General features: G+C 61.6%; 19 protein-coding genes. 11 read left to right on the top strand and 8 right to left on the bottom strand.

The genetic code is table 11. The features are described from left to right. Positions 1 to 38 precede the first annotated feature (38 nt). On the top strand, positions 39 to 701 hold the full coding sequence (locus AC1DD5_RS13850; RefSeq protein ID WP_442016324.1) for a DUF6766 family protein: 663 nt from the start codon (positions 39 to 41) through the stop codon (positions 699 to 701). 24 nt (positions 702 to 725) lie between these two features. Then, the gene (locus tag AC1DD5_RS13845) at positions 726 to 992 is read left to right on the top strand and encodes a DUF7218 family protein (RefSeq protein WP_442016323.1); all 267 of its coding nucleotides are present in this window, start codon (positions 726 to 728) and stop codon (positions 990 to 992) included. 11 nt (positions 993 to 1,003) lie between these two features. On the opposite strand, the gene AC1DD5_RS13840 is transcribed toward AC1DD5_RS13845, so the two are convergent. Continuing rightward, a complete protein-coding gene (locus tag AC1DD5_RS13840; protein ID WP_477521809.1) occupies positions 1,004 to 1,696 on the bottom strand; it encodes a FadR/GntR family transcriptional regulator in 693 nt (230 codons plus the stop codon). Positions 1,697 to 2,005: 309 nt separating this feature from the next. On the opposite strand from AC1DD5_RS13840, the gene AC1DD5_RS13835 reads away from it, so the two are divergent. From AC1DD5_RS13835 to AC1DD5_RS13820, 4 genes are all read left to right on the top strand, one after another. Continuing rightward, positions 2,006 to 3,160 (top strand): aminotransferase class V-fold PLP-dependent enzyme, encoded by a 1,155-nt coding sequence (locus AC1DD5_RS13835; protein WP_477521808.1) that lies wholly within the window; start codon positions 2,006 to 2,008, stop codon positions 3,158 to 3,160. 81 nt (positions 3,161 to 3,241) lie between these two features. Continuing rightward, a complete protein-coding gene (locus AC1DD5_RS13830) occupies positions 3,242 to 4,537 on the top strand; it encodes an ABC transporter substrate-binding protein (RefSeq protein ID WP_477521807.1) in 1,296 nt (431 codons plus the stop codon). A gap of 6 nt (positions 4,538 to 4,543) precedes the next feature. Continuing rightward, entirely contained in the window at positions 4,544 to 5,503 is a 960-nt protein-coding gene (locus AC1DD5_RS13825; protein WP_477521806.1) for a carbohydrate ABC transporter permease, read from the top strand. Then, the gene (locus AC1DD5_RS13820) at positions 5,500 to 6,336 is read left to right on the top strand and encodes a carbohydrate ABC transporter permease (RefSeq protein WP_477521805.1); all 837 of its coding nucleotides are present in this window, start codon (positions 5,500 to 5,502) and stop codon (positions 6,334 to 6,336) included. Before AC1DD5_RS13825 ends, AC1DD5_RS13820 begins: the two co-directional genes overlap by 4 nt. Before the next feature lie 49 nt (positions 6,337 to 6,385). On the opposite strand, the gene ku is transcribed toward AC1DD5_RS13820, so the two are convergent. Next, positions 6,386 to 7,252 (bottom strand): non-homologous end joining protein Ku, encoded by an 867-nt coding sequence (gene ku / locus AC1DD5_RS13815; protein WP_477521804.1) that lies wholly within the window; start codon positions 7,250 to 7,252, stop codon positions 6,386 to 6,388. Between the two features lie 38 nt (positions 7,253 to 7,290). On the opposite strand from ku, the gene AC1DD5_RS13810 reads away from it, so the two are divergent. Next, positions 7,291 to 9,831, top strand: a complete 2,541-nt coding sequence (locus tag AC1DD5_RS13810) for an ATP-dependent DNA ligase (RefSeq protein WP_477521803.1) — start codon at positions 7,291 to 7,293, stop codon at positions 9,829 to 9,831. 89 nt (positions 9,832 to 9,920) lie between these two features. Here AC1DD5_RS13810 and AC1DD5_RS13805 read toward each other — a convergent pair whose 3' ends face one another. Beyond that, positions 9,921 to 10,181 (bottom strand): hypothetical protein, encoded by a 261-nt coding sequence (locus AC1DD5_RS13805; RefSeq protein WP_477521802.1) that lies wholly within the window; start codon positions 10,179 to 10,181, stop codon positions 9,921 to 9,923. Between the two features lie 87 nt (positions 10,182 to 10,268). Beyond that, positions 10,269 to 10,517 carry a hypothetical protein gene (locus tag AC1DD5_RS13800; RefSeq protein ID WP_477521801.1) on the bottom strand — a complete coding sequence of 83 codons (249 nt, stop codon included), beginning with the start codon at positions 10,515 to 10,517 and terminating at the stop codon, positions 10,269 to 10,271. A gap of 257 nt (positions 10,518 to 10,774) precedes the next feature. Between AC1DD5_RS13800 and AC1DD5_RS13795 the strand changes: the two genes are divergently transcribed. Together AC1DD5_RS13795 and AC1DD5_RS13790 are read left to right on the top strand one after the other, a co-directional pair. Continuing rightward, positions 10,775 to 11,626, top strand: a complete 852-nt coding sequence (locus tag AC1DD5_RS13795) for a putative protein N(5)-glutamine methyltransferase (protein ID WP_477521865.1) — start codon at positions 10,775 to 10,777, stop codon at positions 11,624 to 11,626. Positions 11,627 to 11,856: 230 nt separating this feature from the next. Further along, the gene (locus AC1DD5_RS13790; RefSeq protein ID WP_477521800.1) at positions 11,857 to 13,482 is read left to right on the top strand and encodes an MFS transporter; all 1,626 of its coding nucleotides are present in this window, start codon (positions 11,857 to 11,859) and stop codon (positions 13,480 to 13,482) included. Between the two features lie 154 nt (positions 13,483 to 13,636). On the opposite strand, the gene AC1DD5_RS13785 is transcribed toward AC1DD5_RS13790, so the two are convergent. Beyond that, the gene (locus AC1DD5_RS13785; protein ID WP_477521799.1) at positions 13,637 to 15,052 is read right to left on the bottom strand and encodes an aminotransferase-like domain-containing protein; all 1,416 of its coding nucleotides are present in this window, start codon (positions 15,050 to 15,052) and stop codon (positions 13,637 to 13,639) included. Between AC1DD5_RS13785 and AC1DD5_RS13780 the strand changes: the two genes are divergently transcribed. Further along, complete coding sequence (locus tag AC1DD5_RS13780) at positions 15,051 to 15,983, top strand: DMT family transporter (protein WP_477521798.1); 933 nt, start codon at positions 15,051 to 15,053, stop codon at positions 15,981 to 15,983. The two genes, AC1DD5_RS13785 and AC1DD5_RS13780, sit on opposite strands and share 2 nt — an antisense overlap. A 39-nt stretch (positions 15,984 to 16,022) precedes the next feature. Beyond that, complete coding sequence (locus tag AC1DD5_RS13775) at positions 16,023 to 16,424, top strand: VOC family protein (RefSeq protein ID WP_477521797.1); 402 nt, start codon at positions 16,023 to 16,025, stop codon at positions 16,422 to 16,424. 3 nt (positions 16,425 to 16,427) lie between these two features. On the opposite strand, the gene AC1DD5_RS13770 is transcribed toward AC1DD5_RS13775, so the two are convergent. From AC1DD5_RS13770 to AC1DD5_RS13760, 3 genes are read right to left on the bottom strand one after another with little or no spacing between them, the layout of a single operon-like run. Further along, positions 16,428 to 16,943 (bottom strand): GNAT family N-acetyltransferase, encoded by a 516-nt coding sequence (locus AC1DD5_RS13770; RefSeq protein WP_477521796.1) that lies wholly within the window; start codon positions 16,941 to 16,943, stop codon positions 16,428 to 16,430. Next, positions 16,940 to 17,407 (bottom strand): SRPBCC family protein, encoded by a 468-nt coding sequence (locus AC1DD5_RS13765; protein ID WP_477521795.1) that lies wholly within the window; start codon positions 17,405 to 17,407, stop codon positions 16,940 to 16,942. The genes AC1DD5_RS13770 and AC1DD5_RS13765 overlap by 4 nt, the downstream gene beginning before the upstream one ends. 46 nt (positions 17,408 to 17,453) lie before the next feature. After that, a complete protein-coding gene (locus tag AC1DD5_RS13760; protein WP_477521794.1) occupies positions 17,454 to 18,440 on the bottom strand; it encodes an aldo/keto reductase in 987 nt (328 codons plus the stop codon). Positions 18,441 to 18,449: the final 9 nt, after the last annotated feature.

The following is an 18,449-nucleotide window of genomic DNA, read 5'->3' as shown; positions in this document are numbered from 1 at the left end:
CAACAAAGCATCAGGAAATCTCCAGGAAGGGGCAACCAGTGCGTCAATGGATCAAGGACCACGGCTTGCTGCTCGCGAACGTCGGCTTGTTCGTTGCGTTCCTGGGCGGAATGGTAGTTTCCGGAGCATCGAGCTACAGCGAGGAACAGCAGACGCACGGTGAGCCAGCAGTTGGCATCCTCGAATATCTGGGTACCGGACACTTCGTGGAAGCCGTCTTTGAAAACTGGGAGTCGGAATTCCTTCAAATGGCCATGTATGTGGTGCTGACGGTGTTCCTGTTCCAAAAGGGCTCCTCCGAATCCAAGCCTGTTGGGAAGCCTGCCCCGCAGGACGAAGACCCGCGGGAAGCCAGGAAGTCCGCTAAGACACCGTGGCCTGTGCGGCGCGGGGGCTGGGTGCTGAAAGTCTACGAGCACTCACTTTCGGGTCTATTGGGCCTGCTCTTCCTGGCCTCGTTCACTTTGCACGCGATCGGCGGAACGGCCGCCTATAACGAAGAACAACTCAGTCACGGCTCGCCCGAGGTATCCACGTGGGAGTACCTCGGATCCAGCCAGTTCTGGTTCGAATCCTTCCAGAACTGGCAGAGCGAATTCCTCGCCGTGGCAGTGCTGGTAGGCGCATCCGTATATCTCCGCGAACGTGGCTCGCCGGAGTCCAAACCCGTGGCCGAGCCACATTATGAGACAGGCGCATAATCAATACCCGAAAGGAAGCGCACCATGCCTGGAAAGAAGAATTCGAGTCTGAAGGACCCGAAGCTATATGAAGAACTCCGCGACGATGGCGCCTCCAAAGAAAAGGCAGCCCGCATTTCAAATGCCGCCGCCAAGCAGGGGCGCAAGGAAGTAGGCCGAAAGGGAGGCGAGTCCGGCGACTACGACGATTGGACAGTGGACAAACTGAAATCCCGCGCCAAGGAACTCGGAATCAAGGGATACTCCGGCAAGAAGAAGTCCGAGATCATTTCACTGCTGCGGAACCACTAAGGCACGCCAGTCTAATCCTGCAGCCTCGGGGCAGGCCGCAACTTCTTCAGCCAGGACTCAGTCTGGGCAATATGCGCGGCCGTCGCGGTGGCGGCCAACGTAGGGTCTCTACGCGCTATTGCGTCCACGATTGCGCTGTGCCCCGCAGTGCTGCCTTCTCGGACTTGGGCCCCCACCGTGCCGTCGAAGATATGGAAGTGTCCACCGCGAGAGCGGAACAGGCTGACAAGTGCCGCGAGAGTCGAATTGCCGCTCGCGCGGCAGATTTCTTCATGAAAGCGTGAATCAAGTTCGGAATATTCGGCAGGGCTATCCGTAGCCTCCATAGTTTCAACGAGCGCCGTTAGCTTGGCCAGGACCTCTGGCGTGACATTCGCCGCGGCAGTTGCTGCAGCGTGTGATTCCATCAGCCTTCGGATCTCGAAGAGTTCTAACAGGCCGTCCAGCGGAAGCAGGTCCACCAGAAGGGCAAAATTCTGGAGGATAACCGTCGGCTCCAAGGAAGACACATAAGTTCCCGAGCCATGCCGTGACTCCATCACGCCCAGGGCAGACATGGCCCGCACAGCCTCCCGAAGGGAGCTCCGCGATACACCAAGCTGGGCGGCCAACTCGGCTTCTGGCGGGCATTTCTGCCCAGCCGCGAGTTCGCCAGAGGCAATCTTGTTTCTTAGGCCCTGCATGGCCGTTTCGACAGCACCCAATACGTCGCCTCCTTCCGATACTCGTAACACGCTACCCCACGCTCGCGGCGCGGGGCTCTGTAAGTCTCATTGTCATACCTCAAAGCACAAGACATCGTACCTATACACTGAGAATCCCGGAAAATCGGCACTTATGTCCGCTGCAATCCCCAAAGTCATCTTATGACTATTTTGGATTGTCCGTTGTCTTGATCGTGTCTGTGATGTAACTTACAGAGCGTTCACTCCTCTCCGACCACGAAGGACATCGTGCTCCCAGTGCCGCTCACGGCCCCGCATCCCATGTTGACCCCCGAGGGCGAACCCTCAATGGCCGACTGGAGCCTCACGCCGTCCAAAGTCCACCTCAATCACGGGTCCTACGGCTCCGTCCCCCGTGCAGCCCAAGCCAAACAGCTCAGCCTCAAGGGACACATGGAGCAGAATCCGTGCCCGTGGTTTATGACTCAGTTCGAACTGGTGGCCACGGCGAGGACAGAGATCGCAGAGTTCCTCAACGTCAAGGCTCAGGACACCGCCCTCGTGCACAATGCCAGCGCGGGCGTGAGCACCGTATACAACTCGCTGAGCTTCGAGCACGGCGCCGAAATTGTGACCACAAACCATGCCTATGGGGCGGTGTTGCAGGGCGCAGAGCGCGTTGCCCGCAGGAACGGTGGCCGGGTGAGGATCGCCGATATCCCTCTCGACGCGGATGCCGGGACCGCCTGCGCTCTCGTCATGGGCGAGGTCACCAGCAGGACGGCCCTCATCGTGGTCGACCAGATCACGTCCGCCACGGCCCGTGCCTTCCCCGTCGAGGCGATCGCCCAGGCAGCCTCGAGCCTGGGGGTGCCGGTCCTGGTGGACGCAGCCCATGCACCGGGTGTGCTCGAGTTCCCCGTACCAGACTTCGAGGGGTTCTGGGTAGGAAATCTCCACAAGTTCGCCTGCGCGCCGCGGGGAACAGCGGCGCTCATGGCACGCGGCCCAGCCGCGGCGACGCTGGAACCAATGATCGATTCGTGGGGCTTCCCCTACGACTTCCCGGAGAATTTCGACCATGTCGGGACGCAGGACGTGACCGCTTGGATGGCCGCCCGCACCGCGTTCGACACCATCGAGGAGCGTTACGGCTGGGCAACCTTCCGCAGCTACGCCCGTGAACTGTGTGACTACGGCCAGACCCTGATTGCCGGCGCCTTTGCCGACGTCACCGGCGAGGATCCAACGGTCAAGGTCGGCATGCCGGTGGGGCCCTTGCGCCTGGTCCGGCTGCCGAAGGGCCTCGCCACCACGCATGAGGATTCGCACGCCGTCCGCGCCTACATTTCGGATCGGCTGGACATCGAAACGGCCATCACGACCTTCGACGGCGAGGGCTTCCTGCGGCTCTCGGCACACCTGTACAACTCGCCCAAGGACTACGAAACCTTTGCGGAAAGGGCGGTCCCGGAGCTCGTCCGGCTCGCGCGCTCCCGCTAGCCGCCACCGCAGTCACCACCGACTATGCCGCCCCACCGGGGCAGCGATTACCCACGCTCACCAAGTCATTGGAGGATCCACGTGAAATCAAGATTCATCATGTCTGCCGCAGCCGGTCTCGCGGCCGTTCTTGCACTTGCCGGATGTGGCGGCACCGAGCCCGCCAAAGACGGAAAAGTCACGCTGAAGATGGTGGAGAGCCTCACCAATCCGACACGTACGGACACCTTGAAGAAGCTCATTTCCGGCTTCGAGCAAGAGAACCCGAACATCAAGGTTGACCTCATCTCTCCGCCAACCGATCAGGCGGACCAGAAGATCCAGCAGATGCTCCAGTCCGGCAAGGGAATCGACGTCGTCGAGGCCCGTGACATCACCGTAGGATCGTTCGGTGCCAACGAGTGGCTGTACGACATGTCGGCCGACCTCAAAGGGTGGGACGGCTGGGACAACCTGACGGACAACGCCGTCAAGTACTCGAAGCAGAACGGCAAGACCTACTACATTCCTTACGGCTTCTACGGCCTCTCACTGTTCTACCGTTCGGACGTCGTCAAGGAAGCCGGCTTCTCCGGTCCGCCTGCCAGCTGGTCCGAGATGCTGGAGCAGGCGTCGGCCATCAACAAGCCTGCAGAGAACAAGTTCGGCTACGCGTTCCGCGGGGGCACCAACGCCAACTCCAACGCAGTCGCCATCATCGAGGCCTACGTGGCTGACGAGATCGACAAGGAAAACGCCTTCAAGCTGACCAACGGCAAGACGATCTTCTCCTCCCCCAAAGCGCAGGAGGCCATGGATCTCTACATTGATCTCTTCAAGAAGGGTTCGCCGCCGTCCTCGGTGGCCTGGGGTTACCCGGAAATGGTGCAGGGCTTCAGCAACGGCTCTACCTCGTTCCTGCTCCAGGACCCTGAGGTCATCGCTACCGTGCGGGAGTCCAAGTCCATCAAGGAAGACCAGTGGAACGTGGCTCCCCTGTTGGTAGGACCGAGCGGGAAAGCCATTCAACCCGTGGCATCCGCCGGCTGGGGAATTGCTGCCGCTTCCACCGCCAAGCCTGAGGCCGTGAAGCTCATCAAGTACCTCGCCCAAGGCGACGCTGCAACCACGTTCAGCAAGGACAACAGCTTGGTGCCGACCCTGAAGTCCGCCGCCCAGGACAGTTTCTACAGCACCGGTCCCTGGGCCGCCTACGTCAAGATGACAGAAAATCCGGAGACGTATGTCTCGGCTGTCCAGCCGCGAAGCGTGTCCTGGTGGAGCGAGTGGATCAAGAAGTCCGACGGCGAACTCCAGCGCGTGCTGACCGGGAAGATGTCCACCAGTGAGTTGTTGTCCAGCTGGGACACTTACTGGTCCCAAAAGTGGGCGGGCTAGGTTCCAGTGAGCCTCGACACCAAACTCCCCGCGAAGAAGGCCGATGCCGGGTCCGTGGCCGCCGCGGGCCATCGGTCCAAGAAGCGGTTCAATCCCAGGACAGCCATCACTCTGCTGATCTTCCTGGCCCCGGCGGCAGTGTTCGTCGGCATCTTCACCTACTACCCGATGATCGCCGGCAGCCAGATGGCGTTCCGCAACTGGAACCTGAACGATCTTTCCGACACCTCGTGGGTAGGGTTCGGCAACTTCGTAAGCCTGCTCGAAACGCCGGAATTCTGGGGCATCGTCCGGAACACGGTGGTGTGGGTGGTTGGGTCGTTGGTGCCACAGGTGATCATAGGCTTTGCTGTGGCGCTGTTCCTGAAGCGAAAGTTCAGGATGCGCGGTGCTTACCAGGCCATGATTTTCTTCCCCTGGGCAGTGTCCGGATTCCTGATCGGCATGCTCTTCCGGTGGATGTTCAACGCGGAATTTGGCGTCGTCAACGACTTGCTGATGAAGGCGGGGATCATCAGTTCGCCCATCCCGTGGCTATCGGATCCCGGATTCGCGATGACCGCCATCATCCTTGCCAACATCTGGTACGGCGTCACGTTCTTCGCCATTATGATCCTCGCCGCACTGCAGTCCGTCTCCGACGAAATGTACGAGGCTGCTGCGCTTGACGGAGCCGGGAAGGTACGCACGTTCTTCAACATCACGTTGCCAAGCATCGCCACCACCTTGGCTTTGACCATCTTGCTGAGGGTGATCTGGATCTTCAATTTCCCGGACATCATCTTCGCCATGACAGGCGGCGGTCCGGCCGACCAGACGCACATCATCACCACCTACATGATCAAAATTACCCAGGAGGGTGACTACGGCAAGGCTTCGGCCCTGGGGCTGATTGTGGTCCTCACGCTTGCCCTCTTCGCCGTCTTCTACCTCATGGCTGTCCGTCCTCGAAAGGAAGCACGATGATCGATCAGCAGAGTTTCGTAGGGCGCGTGGGTAAGTTCGTTTTCCTGGGAGCATGCCTCGTTGCCACGATTTTCCCGCTGTACTGGATCATCCTGACGTCCTTGAAGGAACCCGGCGCTATTTACTCATTGCCGTTGGACTACTGGCCCCGGCAACTCTCCTTCGAAAACTACATCGGGCTTTTCACCAAGTCGGATTTCGGCCAGTACATGCTCAACAGCCTGGTGGTTGCCTTGGTGGCTTCGTCAGTGGCAACGCTGATCTCATTGCTCTCGGCGTATGTCCTGGCCCGGTTCCACTTCTCAGGTCGCGGCGCGGTGCTGGGGGCCTTCTTGATCACTCAGATGATTCCGGGCTTCATTGCCTTGGGACCGCTGTATCTGATGATGACCAATCTGGGCCTCGTGGATTCAAAGACCGGGCTGATCCTTATTTACATTGCGATCTGCATCCCGTTTTGCACCATCATGCTCCGGGGCTTCTTCGAGAACGTTCCTGACGCTTTGGAAGAAGCCGCGATGATCGACGGTTGTTCGCGGCTGGGAGCGTTGTTCAGGGTCCTGGTTCCCGTCATGCTGCCGGGCGTCGCCGCGAGCTTCGTCTTCAACTTTGTCAATTGTTGGAATGAACTCTTCTTGTCGGTGACCTTGATGAACAGCGACAGCAACAAGACCATCCCGACGGCGTTGGCCGGGTTCATCTCGAGCTTCAACATCGACTGGGGGTCGATGTCCGCCGCCGCAGTCCTCACCGTGGTCCCAACGCTGGCCATCTTCGCCTTTGCGAGCAAGTTCATTGTCCAGGGACTAACGGCCGGCTCGGTCAAAGGCTAGTTCCTGCTTGTCCAGAACCGTCGGGCGTCGCAAGACGCCCGACGCCGGGTCACGCCTTTTTCTTGGCCCGCGTCTTTGGCTTGGTGGTCGTTTTGCTGGCGGCAGCGTCGTCGTCGGCCGCTTTTTCCTTGCCGCGTTTCTTGTCCAGGCTCCGCTTCAGCGCCTCCATGAGGTCGATGACGTCGCCGCCCTCGCCTTCGCCTTCCGTGACACCGAAGGTGGCTTCCGTATCCAGCGCCTCGCCCTTTTCCAGCTTGGCCTCGATCAACGTGCGGAGCTGCACCTGGTAGTCGTCGGTGTATTCCTCGGGGTCGAAATCGTGGGCCATGGAATCCACCAGCGCGGAGGACATTTCGAGTTCTTTATCGGAGATCTTGATGTCCGTCTCAAGCGAGGGGAACTTGGCTTCGCGGACTTCGTCGCCCCAGAGGAGGGCCTGCAGCAGGAGTACATCCCCGCGCACACGAAGTGCGCCGAGACGGGTCTTTTGCCGCAGTGCATATTGGACAATTGCGATCCTGTCCGTATCTTCAAGTGTCTGCCGCAGCAACATATAGGCTTTGGGGGACTTGGAATCCGGCTCCAGGAAATAGCTGCGCTCGTACATGATCGGGTCCAGTTGCTCGGCAGGGATGAATTCCACTACCTCAATTTCGCGGCTGTTCTCTTCCGGCAAGGACTTCAATTCGGCCGCCGTGAGAACTACTGTGCGGCCTTCCTCTTCGTAGGCCTTGTCGATATCTTCATAAGCAACAACTTCGCCGCAAATTTCACATTTCCGCTGGTACCGGATGCGCCCGCCGTCTTTATTGTGGACTTGGTGAAGGCCAATATCGTGGTCCTCCGTGGCGCTGTAAAGCTTCACTGGTACGTTGACCAGACCGAACGCGATAGATCCCTTCCAGATGGCCCTCATGCACCCAGTCAACAGCACAAGACAGCAGAGGAGAAGAGGTGGCAGGCAAGCAACAGGAGCGGGTGAACGTGGAAGGCCACGAGCTGACCCTCACCAACCTGGGCAAAATCATCTACCCCGAGACCGGGACCACCAAGGCCGAGGTCCTGGAATACTACGCCGCAGTGGCGCCTTTCCTCATTCCTGCCGCCGCCAACAGGCCCGTCACCCGCAAACGCTGGGTCAACGGGGTGGGCACCGCCGAGCACCCGGGACAGGTGTTCTTCCAGAAGAACCTTGAAGACTCCGCGCCCAAGTGGATCCCCCGCACCGCCATTCAGCACTCGGACCACACCAACGTCTACCCCATGGTCAACAACCTCGCCACGCTCACATGGATGGCACAGATCGCGTCCCTGGAAATCCACGTCCCCCAATGGCAGGTGGACGCTGCGGGTAATTCGCTCCGGCCTGACCGCTTCGTCCTGGATCTTGACCCCGGTCCCGGCGCAGGGCTGCCTGAGTGTGTCGAAGTGGCCAAGCTTGCCCGCTCCATCCTGCAGGACATGGGCATGGATCCGGTGCCGGTGACCAGCGGCAGCAAAGGCATCCACCTCTACACCGGGCTGGAGGGGACGCTTAAGTCCGAGCAGGTCTCGGCCTTCGCCCATGAGCTCGCGCGCGCCCTTGAGTCCGACCACCCCGAGCTGGTGGTCAGCGACATGAAGAAGTCCCTCCGCCACGGCAAAGTGTTGGTGGACTGGAGCCAGAACAGCGGCAACAAGACCACGATCGTGCCCTACTCGCTCCGGGGGAAAGCCCACCCTACCGTCGCGGCGCCGCGCACGTGGCGGGAGCTCTCTTCGAGCACCCTGGACCATCTTGATTACACGGCGGTGATGAAGCGGGTCAAGACGGGCAAGGACCACTTCGCCCCCATCTCCTCACGGCACCTCCCGCCGCACGGAGAGTATACGGATGACGACGACGGCGCTGCTTTGAGCGGGTCCGGCCCTTCCCGCGAGCGCGTGGTGACGGTAGAGAACCGTCTCGCGAAATATGTTGGGATGCGCGATCCGGGCAAAACCCCTGAGCCGTTCCCGGCGTCGTCGGCTGCTTTTGCCTCGGCGTCGCCCGGAAGCTCCTCGTCAGACCAGCCCAAGCCGGGTGACCCTGCACCGCCCGGCGGGATCTTCGTCATACAGGAACACCATGCCCGGCGCTATCACCTGGATCTGCGTTTGGAGCACAACGGCGTCCTTGCGTCCTGGGCTTTGCCGCGTGGTGTCCCCGAAACGCCCGACCGGAACAACCTAGCCGTACATACGGAAGACCATCCGATGGAATATGCGGACTTCGCCGGCATCATTCCCAAAGGTGAGTATGGAGCAGGAACCATGACCATTTGGGACCGCGGCGAGTACACGTGCGAGAAATGGCGGGACGGCAAGGAAGTGATCGCAACGCTAACCGGCCAGCCAGGGGGTGGGCTGCACGGGACCAAGCGTTTGGCACTGATCAACACCGGCGACCGTTGGCTGATCCACTTGATGAAGGAGCAGCCGGGTGGCAGACGGGTTGCCAAGGCTGCTGCGGCACCTAAGTCGGCATCCGTTCAATCCCCTGCTCCCCAGCCAATGCCCAATTACACCCCCATGCTTGCCACTTCCGGCACCGTCGCCGACCTTCGTGGCGACGACTGGCTCTACGAACTGAAGTGGGACGGAATCCGGGCCATCATCACAGGCACCGAGGGCAGGATCCGTTTGATGAGCCGCAACGGCAACGATCTCACTGCCACCTACCCCGAACTAACAGATCGATCATGCTGGCCCGACGGCGATTTCGTGGCCGACGGTGAAATCGTGGCACTTGGCAAGGGTTCACGGCCGGATTTCGGCCGGCTGCAACTACGGATGAACCTGGTGAAGACCGCAGACATCCAGCGGGCCCGGGCTTCGGTCCCGGTGCAGTTGATGTTGTTCGACCTTCTGTACGACGGCGGCACGGATCTGAGCGGGCTGGCTTTCCGTGAGCGCCGGGAGCGGCTTTCGGCATTTGCTGGGCGCTTGCGCGCGGACTGCCCGCTACACCTTTCAGCCGTGTTGGACCACGACGTCGACGACCTCATGACAAGCGCGGCTGAACTCGGCTTGGAAGGAGTGATGGCCAAGAAAGCAGATAGCCGATACGTGATTGGCCGGCGTAGCCGTTCGTGGATCAAACTCAAGCTGGAGCAGAGCCAGGAAGTGGTTGTGGGCGGCTGGCGTCCGGGCGCTGGTGCCCGGAGTGGGACTTTTGGCTCGTTGCTGTTGGGCGTTCCGGATGGCGGGAAGCTGCACTATGTGGGCCGGGTCGGCACCGGGTTCAAGGAATGGCAGCTGAAGGATGTCATGGAGAAACTGGAGCCCCGCCTGGTAGCTGATTCCCCCTTCGCCGATATCCCCCGCGAGGACGCAACAGGTGCCCGGTGGGTCAATCCGGAGCTAGTAGCAGAGGTGACATTCGGCGAATGGACCGGCCCAGGCAGGCTACGGCATCCCGTGTGGCGTGGGTGGCGTCCGGACAAGTCACCGGAAGACGTAAGCCAGCCCAACTGACTGGCATTAGTGGTTGTTCTCAGCGCTCATAACAACCACAAGTGCTAGTTAGTTGGGCTGCCTACGTGGGTCGGCTCGGGTCGCAGCAACTAGGAGGAGTGCGGCATCTGCGGGCGGCTGGTCCGGTGGATCGCCGTCACGGCCGCACCCTGGCCCATACGTCCGCGGGCTTGGTCCTGGTCCTTCGGGTGCCGGCGTTTGCCGCTACCGTCCGGCCAGTGCTGTTCCTGCTCCAAACCCAGAGATACGTCAATGGTTGCCGGTTCAGGCATGGGAGCCATGTCCATGGCCTCCACCAAGTGACTGGCAACCTCGGGATCGATGTTTTCGGCTTCATTCTTTGCAGTCATGGTTCTTCCTTTCCCTATGAAACGAAGGAATTTCAATACTAGGTGGGCCGAAGATGGTTGTCTGCAGGACTTACCTGCGTCCAGGAATCACCAACGGACCTTCTTCTCCGTCTTGGCCTGCTTGCCGCTGGCGGACGTGGGTTTGTGGCCCTTGCCGGTGCTTTGCCAGCCAGCGGGAGCGCCGCCGCCGGACTTGCTGGCGAGCATCGCTTTCTGGGCATCGGTCAGTTTGGACTTGATGCCGCCGGTGGCGGGCTCTTTACTTCCCGACGCAACGGGGTCAGTTCCCGAGGCAGCGCTGTCAGGGGTGTTGTTTTCGGAAGGATTGGCAGTCATAAAAGTGGACTCCTCTTAGATGTGAGTCCTGAAGAAGCACCAAAACCATGGCGTTGCGGTTCGAAAAAAATAGCGTCGACAACGGGAACGGCATGGAGGCAGGGCCTCAACAGGCGTGGATTTTTGTCAGGTGAAACTCGGCTGTGCCATTAAGGGCGGAGGGCCGCTAAGGCGGAGGCCGGTCTACTCAAAAATCAGTGTTCCCATGCGTCATACCCTAACCAAGAATCGACGCTTTTGTGAACCCCTCGGCTAGCATGGCACCCGTGATCTGGAGAATGTCCGTCGCCACCACCCTCCGCGATGCCGGATGCGTTTTCGCGGACGACGAAGCGCAGCTCTTGATTGATGCCGCCACGAGTCCAGACCATTTGGACTACATGGTGGATCAGCGCGTCAAAGGAATGCCCTTGGAACACATCCTCGGTTGGGTGGACTTCTGCGGGAGCCGCATGGCTGTTGAACCCGGCGTTTTCGTCCCACGGCGTCGCACGGAGTTCCTGGTGCGCCAGGCGGCGAAAATCGCACTGCCGGGTGCCGTCGTCGTCGATCTTTGCTGTGGTTCGGGGGCGATCGGTGCGGCACTCAGCGACCTTTTGGGGAGCTGCGAGCTGTACGCCGCTGACATTGATCCGGCCGCGGTGAGCTGCGCGCGCAAGAATGTGGAGCCGCGCGGCGGGCGCGTTTTCGAGGGCGATCTATACGACGCCCTCCCCCCTGAACTTCGGGGACGCGTGGACGTGGTGCTCGCCAATGCGCCGTACGTACCTACGGGGTCCATCGGAATGATGCCGCCTGAGGCGCGCTTGCATGAACCGATGGTGGCGCTCGACGGCGGTACTGACGGTTTGGATGTCCAGCGCCGGGTTGCCCGGCACGCTGCTGAGTGGTTGTCGCCCGGCGGTTGCCTCCTGATTGAAACCTCGGAAGACCAAGCGCCCGAAACCGCCAGGATCATGGACCAGTCCGGAGTGCGTGCACGGGTGGTGACGGATGACGATCTGGATGCAACGGTAGTGCTGGGTATCGCCCGGGCAGAAAGCCAAGCAAGGACTCCCGATCAGTCAGCTTTCGACGCCAAAAACGCCCCGTTTCATGGGCTCAGCTAAACAATTTGGTAACAGCGTGCTCAGCAGGGCAAAAACCCTGCCGATTCCGCGTCATTGCAGGGCAAGACCGGGCAAAAAGATGTAAGACGACTAGGCAAATTGCCCCCTGAAACACCCCATAAATCGGATCTCAACTGGGGTTTGAGGGGGAAACCGCGTAAAATTGAACACCTGCCCGGAGCGGGGCAGCCAGAAGTCGCAAGCAAATGACCTCCCTAGGAGAAGCCCAAATGCCCATAGACCAAAGCAACACCGTCTCTCCGCCAGGCGCAAGGAACGCCACTGGAAACCAGGTTTCGGCCGCTACAACGGCCGCTGCCAACACTGTAAAGAACCCCAAGAAAACGAAGCTCCGCACCAAGCGCCGGTTGAAAGAATCCGACGTCAACGTTGTGGACCAGCCGATGCTGAAGAAAGCACTCGGCGGCACGATCGTCGGCAACACCATGGAATGGTACGACGTCGGCGTGTTCGGCTACCTCATCACCACCATGGGCCCCGTCTTCCTCCCGGAAGCGGACAAGTCCGTCCAAACACTCTTCCTCCTCGGCACCTTCGCCGCAACCTTTATCGCCCGCCCGCTTGGCGGCGTCGTCTTCGGTTGGCTCGGCGACAAGGTGGGCCGCCAGAAGGTGCTCGCAGCAACACTGATGCTGATGGCGGCAAGCACGTTCGCCGTCGGCCTCCTTCCCGGCTACGCACAGATCGGCATCTGGGCCGCCGCGCTGCTGGTGATCCTCAAGCTCGTCCAGGGCTTCTCCACCGGTGGTGAGTACGCCGGTGCAACAACCTTCGTCAGCGAATATGCCCCGGACAAGCGCCGCGGATTCTTCGCCAGCTTCCTGGATATGGGCAGCTACATCGGCTTCGCCCTCGGCGCCGCACTGGTTTCAGTCCTGCAGCTCACGCTCGGACAGGCAGCCATGGAGGAATGGGGCTGGAGGCTTCCGTTCCTGATCGCCGGTCCTCTTGGCCTGATCGCCGTGTACTTCCGTAGCAAGATCGAGGAATCCCCGCAGTTCCAGGCCACCCTGGACGCACAGGAAGCCATCGCCAAGGATGCCGCAGCGCAGGATGTTGACGTCGCCAAGGGCCCGGTTGGCATCATCAAGGCCTACTGGCGCCAGATCGTGCTGGCCATGATCCTCGCCGCCGCAGCCAACACTGTGGGCTACGCGTTGACCTCCTACATGCCTACGTACCTCACGGATTCCAAGGGCTACGACCCCGTTCATGGAACCCTGCTGACCATCCCGGTCCTGGTAATCATGGCCCTCTGTATCCCGCTCACAGGTAAGTTGTCCGACCGTATCGGCCGCCGCCCAGTGCTCTGGATCGGCGCCGGCAGCACCATCGCGTTCTCCGTTCCTGCGTTCATGCTGATCGGCATCGGCGATATCTGGTCCACGCTGGCCGGCCTCGCCCTCATCGCCTTCCCGGTGACGTTCTACATTGCCAACCTGGCCTCGGCCCTCCCGGCACTGTTCCCGACGTCCAGCCGCTACGGCGGAATGGGCATCGCCTACAACTTCTCGGTGGCCATCTTCGGAGGAACCACTCCGTTCATCGTGCAGGGCCTCATTGAAGGCACCGGCGATGACATGATGCCGGCCTACTACCTGATGGGAACGTCCATCGTGGGCGCCATTGCCATCTACTTCCTCCGTGAATCCGCCCAGCGTCCCCTGCCCGGCTCTATGCCCAGCGTGGACACTGCCGCCGAGGCCCGCGAACTCGTTGCCACCCAGGACACCAACCCGCTCATCAACCTGGACGAAATGCCGTTCGACGGCCAGCCCATTGATGACGAAGTGTTCGGCCGGCGTGACAAGGACCTGGACCTGACCCCCGCCTAGGGATCACGTGCCTGTAACTTCTGCGCAGCGATTCAGATAGTTCGCGGCAACCCGCCGCCCACCGTAGCCACCAAGACCAAGGCGCTCTCCTTGGGATTGGTGGCTACGGCTGTTAAGGCTCGACGGCGGCACTCGCCTACGCGACGTCACTCGCCTAACCCGGCAGCAAACCCTTGACCGCGTCGCCGATAATCCGCGCGCCCTCGGGAAATCCGCCGGGATTCGGACCGGCGTAGTTGAGCCTGATGTACGGACCTTCAGGTTCCGCAGGGAACCACTCCGTTCCGGCCGCAATGAGCACCCCGGCCGCTTCGCAATCCTTGGTGAGCTGATCGACGTCGAACCCGTCCGGCATGCGCAGCCACAAGTTCAAGCCGCCTTTGGGCAGGTGGCTGAGGTGCGCCTGTGGAACATGCTCGCGAAGGCTGGTGACCAACAGGTCGCGGCGCGACTGAAGTTGATGACCCAGGCCGCGAAGGTGCGTTTGCCAGCCAGGCTGGGTGACGACGTCCAGCGCTGCAGCCTGGAGCAGGCCGCTGACGTACATCGACTCAGCGGCTTGCGCGCCCATAATTCGTTCCCGGGCGGGACCGCGGGCGATAATCGCTGCCACGCGGATGGACGGTGACACACTCTTGGTCAGGGAGCGGATGTACACCACGTGGCCGGAATCGTCCTTGGCGGCGAGCGGGACGGACTGCGCGGTGATACCGAAATCATGGGCCCAGTCGTCCTCCACAAGGAAAGCTCCGTGCTGACGGACAATCCGTAGGACCTCCTCGCCCCGTTCGGGAGACCATTGGGCACCTGTGGGGTTGGCAAAGTTGGGCTGGGCGTAGAACATCCGGGCCCCGGATTCCTCGAAAGCCCTTGCCAGCTCGTCGGGATCGGGCCCGTCAGGACCGGACGGCACCGGAATGACGCGGACCCCGGCCTGGCCAGCGGCCAGCAGCGCACCCCAGTAACTGGGCGACTCCACCAGCAGCGGTCGCCCATGCCCCACCAACCCGCGGAAAATGGAGCTAAGTCCGCTCTGGCTCCCGGGAAGTACGACGACGTCGCTCGGCTGGGGCGGCGTGACGCCAACCGGCGTCGAGGTGCTGAGCTCGTGCGCGAACCAGGATTGCAGTTCAGGAAGTCCCTGGGCAGGTGGCCGCGACAGCGCAGCGTCGCCGCGGGCAGCCCTGGTAAGTGCGGCTCGGACGAGCCGCTCCGGCAGGAGTTCCCGGTCCGGATAGCCGGAGTGGAAGGCGATGACATCATTCGAAGCGCTGCGCATGGCACCAGAGTTCAAGAGGCGTGGCGTTTGGGCCGCTCGGAGCGCAGCAGTCTGCCAGCCGTAATCGGACGGCCTGGCAGTGCGGTATGCCCGGATGAAGGTGCCAACGCCGGGGCGGCTTTCTATCAGGCCTTGGGCAGTGAGGGTCCTCAACGCCTTCTGCACCGTCACCGGGCTTGCCTGGTACTCCGCCACGAGTTGACGGGTGGATGGCAGCTTGGCTCCCGGAGCGGACCCTGCGATCCATTCCTTTACTCGCGAGACAATGCGGGAACTGCTATCGTTATTCATGAGTCACAATAGTAGCGCTACTACAGTTTCACGGCCAGTGGTATCCAGACGGACGTCGACAGGCGTCTGGTGGGGGCTTCTTGGCGTGGTCGCATTCTCGTTCACGGTTCCCTTCACCCGCGTAGCTGTTGAAGGGTTGTCTCCCCTGTTCATCGGCGCAGGCAGGGCCGTGGTTGCGGCCATTCTTGCAGCATTGGCCTTGGGCCTGACCCGCCAACGCTTTCCGCAGGGCATCCAATGGGTTCGACTGGCTGTGGTGGCCGGCGGCATCGTTGCCGGGTTCCCCTTGCTGACAACCTTCGCTCTGACGTCCACCACCGCCAGCCACGGAGCCGTCGTCATCGCGCTACTGCCTGCGGCCACGGCAACGGTAGCGGTAATCCGGGGCCGTGAACGTCCCCGGCCCCTGTTCTGGGTCCTGACTGCCATCGGCGTTGTAGCCGCGCTGGTGTTCGCGTTGGTTCAGTCCGGCGGCTTTGGTTCGCTTCACTGGGCTGACCTGCTGCTGCTCGGTGCGGTGATCGCCGCCGCCATCGGCTACGCGGAAGGAGGGCTCCTGGCGCGCGAACTCGGCCCCTGGCAGACGATCTCGTGGGCGCTGGTGGTTGCCTCCCCCGCCATGCTGCTGTTGACGTTGCTTTCACTGGGTTCGGGAGCGCCCTCTGCTACACCGGTTCAGTGGTTGTCCTTCGCTTACCTGGGAGTTGTGAGCATGTTCCTCGGATTCTTCGCCTGGTACCACGGCCTGGCGATCGGACCCATGGCACAAGTCAGCCAGATCCAACTGGTCCAGCCGGTCATGACCATCGCGTGGGCAAGCCTGCTCCTGGGAGAATCGATGACGTGGACCACCGCGGTCGGCGGACTCGTCGTGATCCTCTGCGCAGGTGCCGCTGTCCGTGTAAGGCTCAACCCGCCGTCGAGCCCCTGACGGTGCCACCCGAGGGCCCTGATCTCGTAGACTCGGCCCATGCCTGACGCAACTGTGGGTTCGATCCATCACCTTGAGATCTGGGTGCCGCACCTTGAACGAGCCCGGGAGGAGTGGGGCTGGCTCTTGGGCGAGCTTGGTTACAAACCCTTCCAGGACTGGCCCACGGGGTGCAGTTGGAAGCTCAATGGCACGTACGTGGTGGTGGAAGGCACCGATGCCATCACCGCAACCGCCCACCGCCGCACCGATCCCGGGCTCAACCATGTGGCCTTCCATGCCGGCACCCGTGAAAATGTGGACCGGATTCGCGCACTCGGTGCCGACGCCGGTTGGTACGAGATGTTCGAGTCGAAGTACCCGCACGCGGGAGGTCCGGATCACTACGCCGCGTATTTGATCAACACTGACAGCTACGAAGTTGAGCTGGTCGCTGACTAGTAGCTACGTCGGCGGAACCACCGGACGCCACAGGGCGACCCGAGGCCAGCGGGTCAGCCCCAACTCAGCCTCGTGCTCCATGAGCCTGGCCAGCTCCGGCCCCCAGCTGCCGGCGTCGAGCGTTTGGAACCCCAGGCGCCGGTAGTACGGCGCGTTCCACGGCACGTCGCGGAACGTGCTCAGCGTCTGGCGCTGCATGCCATGCCCCCTTGCCCACACCCGTGCAGCATGCAGCAGCTCGCGGCCGAGTCCTTGGTGCGCTTGATCCGGGTGCACGCTTACCTGTTCCACGTGCGCATTGCCATCAACAATGTCCGTCAACAAGTAGCCCAAGGGGTAGTCCAGCCCATCGACCCACACCCAGGCACGCCCGGCAGCCACGTAGACATTCATCTCGTCCAGGGAGAAGGGTTCGTCGTCCGCGATCTGGTCCATGCCCAGGCCCCGGAAAGCTTCCCCAGCTGCCCGTTCAATGTCCTGCAAACGCGGCAGATCGTCAGTTCGAGCTAGCCGGATCACCGTTTATCCAGTGCGGGAGGTGCCTGTCCGACGAGGAATCCGTTGCGGGTTTCGATCAAGTCCTGCAGATATCTGGCCAGAACCAGCTTCTCCAGCAGGCGGCCCAGCGGCCCGAACGGGGCACCGAACTCCACGGTGTCCACCATCAGCGTCCCGCTGCCGTCCTGCCGGAACTCGTGCGTATGGCGGAGGTACTTGAAAGGGCCGCGCACCTGCTCGTCAGTGAACGACGCCGGTGCCTCCATGCGCGTGATGCGGCTGGTCATGCGAAAACGGACTCCGAGGTGCCACGCCTGCCACGTGACCTGCTCGCCTTCAGAGATCAGACCCGTGGTGACGCCATCTATGGCTTTTTCCCTGCTTTTGGTCATCGAGCCCACGTGGGCGTCGATGTTTCGGGACAGGTCGAACAGCTCCTGCGGTGACATGGCGGAGCGGGTTCGGCAGACGAAAGCTACGGGCATACCTTGATCTTCCCAGACTCTGCCGGGCAGCGCTCCAGTGTTGCTGTTACCTTCCCACGAGGCCCATGTGGTGATCGTTGTAGCGGTTGCCCTGCACCCCGATCCTGCTGGCCACGGCATCCAGATCGGCAACTTCATCGGCGGAGAGCGCAACGTTGGTTGAAGCAGCATTCTCTTCGAGCCGTTCCCGACGTCGTGTGCCCGGGATCGGGACAATCCATGGCTGCTGCGCGAGAAGCCATGCCAGCGCGATCTGACCGGGCGATGCACCTTTCGAGGCCGCAAGTTCGGCCACATGATCCACCAGGGCCTGGTTGGCCACCCGGTTTTCTGCGGTAAATCGAGGGATAGTGCCGCGGACGTCACCCTGCGAGAACTGCGTGGATGGATCAACAGTGCCCGTGAGGAATCCCTTGCCGAGTGGGCTGAACGGGACAAAGCCAATGCCGAGTTCCGCGAGGGCTGGCAGGACCTCCGGCTCCGGATCCCGGGTCCACAACGAATACTCACTCTGGACAGCGGTCACGGGAAAGGTTGCGTGGGCTGCACGAATAGTGGTGGCGGAGGCCTCGGACAGGCCGAAGTGGCGTACTTTGCCCGCTTGGACCAGCTCACCCACAGCACCTGCGACGTCCTCAATAGGCACCTTTGGATCAACGCGGTGCTGATAAAAAAGGTCCAGGGTCTCCAGGCCAAGCCTGCGGAGCGACTCGTCCGCGACGCGTTTGATCCGTTCAGGAGAACTGTCCAAGCCAACGGACTTGCCGTCTTCGATGCGCCAGCCGAATTTCGTGGCAATGACCACCTGGTCCTTGATAGGAGCAAGCGCCTCGCCGACGAGTTCCTCATTGACGAACGGCCCGTAGACCTCAGCCGTATCAAAGAAGTTGATTCCAATGTCCACCGCCTCACGGAGCACCTTGCTCATCGCCGCCCGGTCCCCCGGATTTGGGCCGTAGCTTTGGGACATACCCATGCAGCCAAGACCGATGGCCGAGACCTCCAGACCTTGCCCAAGTGTCCGTGTGTGCATGATGCCTCC

This window comes from Paenarthrobacter sp. 10L420, from assembly GCF_056395385.1.
The sequence above is the reverse complement of the archived record's forward strand: the minus strand, read 5'-3'. Positions and strand labels throughout refer to the sequence as shown.

Coding starts and splice junctions, on each gene's coding strand:
- AC1DD5_RS13845 (WP_442016323.1), top strand. CDS start 726: ATGCCTGGAAAGAAGAATTCGAGTCTGAAGGACCCGAAGCTATATGAA.
- AC1DD5_RS13835 (WP_477521808.1), top strand. CDS start 2,006: ATGGCCGACTGGAGCCTCACGCCGTCCAAAGTCCACCTCAATCACGGG.
- AC1DD5_RS13820 (WP_477521805.1), top strand. CDS start 5,500: ATGATCGATCAGCAGAGTTTCGTAGGGCGCGTGGGTAAGTTCGTTTTC.
- ku (WP_477521804.1), bottom strand. CDS start 7,252: ATGAGGGCCATCTGGAAGGGATCTATCGCGTTCGGTCTGGTCAACGTA.
- AC1DD5_RS13805 (WP_477521802.1), bottom strand. CDS start 10,181: ATGACTGCAAAGAATGAAGCCGAAAACATCGATCCCGAGGTTGCCAGT.
- AC1DD5_RS13800 (WP_477521801.1), bottom strand. CDS start 10,517: ATGACTGCCAATCCTTCCGAAAACAACACCCCTGACAGCGCTGCCTCG.
- AC1DD5_RS13795 (WP_477521865.1), top strand. CDS start 10,775: ATGGCACCCGTGATCTGGAGAATGTCCGTCGCCACCACCCTCCGCGAT.
- AC1DD5_RS13790 (WP_477521800.1), top strand. CDS start 11,857: ATGCCCATAGACCAAAGCAACACCGTCTCTCCGCCAGGCGCAAGGAAC.
- AC1DD5_RS13780 (WP_477521798.1), top strand. CDS start 15,051: ATGAGTCACAATAGTAGCGCTACTACAGTTTCACGGCCAGTGGTATCC.
- AC1DD5_RS13785 (WP_477521799.1), bottom strand. CDS start 15,052: ATGAATAACGATAGCAGTTCCCGCATTGTCTCGCGAGTAAAGGAATGG.
- AC1DD5_RS13775 (WP_477521797.1), top strand. CDS start 16,023: ATGCCTGACGCAACTGTGGGTTCGATCCATCACCTTGAGATCTGGGTG.
- AC1DD5_RS13765 (WP_477521795.1), bottom strand. CDS start 17,407: ATGCCCGTAGCTTTCGTCTGCCGAACCCGCTCCGCCATGTCACCGCAG.
- AC1DD5_RS13760 (WP_477521794.1), bottom strand. CDS start 18,440: ATGCACACACGGACACTTGGGCAAGGTCTGGAGGTCTCGGCCATCGGT.